Here is a 2518-nt window from a genome sequence, read left to right as displayed (position 1 = left end):
ATGTTATTGCATATAAATATAAAATTTATCCTGAATTAATAAGATAAAAATAAGACTTCCTAATTTTAATACTACTTGACTTTATACTCCTAATACTTTAAGCTTAACTGATTAGATTATATTTAAATACTACTCTGCTTTATCTTATTATACTAATCCATCCCATTCATTATAAAATTCTTCTAAAAATTTTTCCATATACCGGTGCCTTGATTCAGCTAATTTTTTGGCTTTTTCAGTGTTCATTAAATCTTTTAACTTTAGCAATTTCTCATAAAAATGATTTAAGGTTGTTCCATTAGATGTAGAATATTCTTTAAAACTTATATTCTCACGAGGTTTTTCATTTGGTACATGCATAATTCTATTTTTACTGCCTCCAAATGCAAATGTCCTTGCAATTCCTATAGCCCCAATTGCATCAAGCCTATCTGCATCTTGTACTATTTTTCCTTCTATACTTTCTGGTATTTGCACCCCTGTACCCTTAAAAGATATTGATGCAATTATTTCACATACTGCATTTATTTTTGCTTTTGATATTTCGTTATTCTTTAAAAAGTTTTCTGCATTTGAATAAGCTCCTGCATTTCCACCGAATAATTTATAATCATCAACATCATGTAATAAAGAAGCTAACTGGACTATTTCTAAATCAGCGCTTTCTTCTTTGCAAATTGAAGTGGCTAATTTATATACTCTTAAGCTATGATAGTAATCATGGCCACTAGAATCATCTTTAAATTGCTCTCTAATATATTGTAATGTTTTTTCTAGTAAATCTTCCTTCATTATTATATCTCCAATATATAAAAATATTAATATACCCCAATTATACCACAAATTATTTATATATTATCTGCCCACTTAGAAAACTAAAGAAAAGAGTCATCCTTATCATGATCCTAATTTATATGGATACATTATAAAGAACGACTCATAGTTATTAATATCTATTATTTATACATATAATCTCTGGTCCAACGCAATTTATTATTTGGATTTTTACTAAATAGAATCTGATGTATATGAACATTACCACAATTAAAGGATGCTGCACAGGCATTTAAATATAATCTCCACATTCTTATAAATGTCTCATCCTTGGTTTTTCTTATTTCAGGTAATGCATTTTCAAAATTACTTGCCCAATATTCTAAAGTTCTCCTATAGTGCAATCTAAGATTTTCAACATCAATAACACTAAAATCTTTATCCGAAATAGAGCTAATTAACTCTGAAATAGATGGGATATATCCCCCAGGGAATATATATTTATCTATCCAAGTATTATTACCGCCTTCATCTACAGATGTTATAGAGTGAAGTAAAGATAATCCATTATCATTTAGTAAATTATTTATAGCTGCAAAGTATTCAGCAATATGACTTTTTCCTACATGTTCTAACATACCTACACTGACTATTTTATCAAATCTCCTATTTTTCAAATGTCTATAATCACTTAGCTCAACATCTACTAAGCCATTTAATTTTTCATTTTCTATTCTTTCCTTAATTTTTGCAAATTGCTCAGTACTTAAAGTTATTCCAGTAGACTTAACTTTATATTCCTTAGCTGCAGAAATAATTAATTCTCCCCATCCACAACCTATATCTAGTAAAGTTTCTCCCTCCTTCAAGTCTAATTTTTTTAGAATATGCCCCACTTTATTTCTTTGCGCTAGTGCTAAAGAATCAGTTTGTTCCTTAAAATACGCGCAAGAATATGTCATAGAATCATCTAACCATAACTTGTAAAAATCATTCCCTATATCATAGTGAAATTCGATATTTTCTTTACTATGTTTAATATTATTTGAAGCCTTTCCAAGTAATTTTACATACTTATTGCTATTGCTTAAGAAACTTTCCTTATTGTTATATATAGATTCTATGACCTTTCGAATACTGCCCTCTATATCTATTTTCTTAGTCATATAGCCTTCCCCAAATGCTAATGACGGATTTTTAATAATATCACTCTTAGAGATTGGTTCATTAAAAATAATTTTAAAAGCTGTTTCCTCTTGTGAATCTCTTTTAGTTTCTAGTGGCGTATATTTTTCTAAACTTCCATCCCAAAATTTTATTTCAAATGGATCTGTAAATAAATTTTTGAATAATGTTTTATAAAATATCTTATCGATATCCATACCCTTTCCTCCTACAAAACTATAATAAATTAGGTATAAATTCTCTATTCAAATTGCAACTTATCACTCTAAAACACCTCCGCTAATACCACCTTTCATAAATGCTTTCTTAATTTTAAATTACTTATATGATATGATTTAATATTAATTTTAGACCTTATAATATGAATTAATGAATCATATCACTTTTTAAATGATTCATATAAAAAAACAAAACCATAGAGATTCTAGTTTCTGAACTGCTTCCCGTCAAGTAGACAATTAAAAAAATAAAAAAATTTTCTGCCAGTGGGGCTAACCTGCTGGCAGTTTTTATGCTGCATGTAAATATATTTCATGCTTTTCCATCGGTGTTAATACAC

At 28.1% G+C, this 2518-nt stretch carries 2 protein-coding genes; both read right to left on the bottom strand.

Features of this window, described 5'->3' with window-relative positions; genetic code table 11:
• Window positions 1-147: 147 nt before the first annotated feature.
• Window positions 148-792, bottom strand: coding sequence for an HD domain-containing protein (locus CLCHR_RS24120; protein ID WP_079442475.1), 645 nt, complete (start codon window positions 790-792; stop codon window positions 148-150).
• 164 nt (window positions 793-956) lie between these two features.
• Window positions 957-2156, bottom strand: a complete 1200-nt coding sequence (locus CLCHR_RS24115; RefSeq protein ID WP_079442474.1) for an SAM-dependent methyltransferase — start codon at window positions 2154-2156, stop codon at window positions 957-959.
• Window positions 2157-2518: the final 362 nt, after the last annotated feature.

This window comes from Clostridium chromiireducens, assembly GCF_002029255.1.
GTDB classification, from domain to species: domain Bacteria; phylum Bacillota; class Clostridia; order Clostridiales; family Clostridiaceae; genus Clostridium; species Clostridium chromiireducens.
The sequence above is the reverse complement of the archived record's forward strand: the minus strand, read 5'-3'. Positions and strand labels throughout refer to the sequence as shown.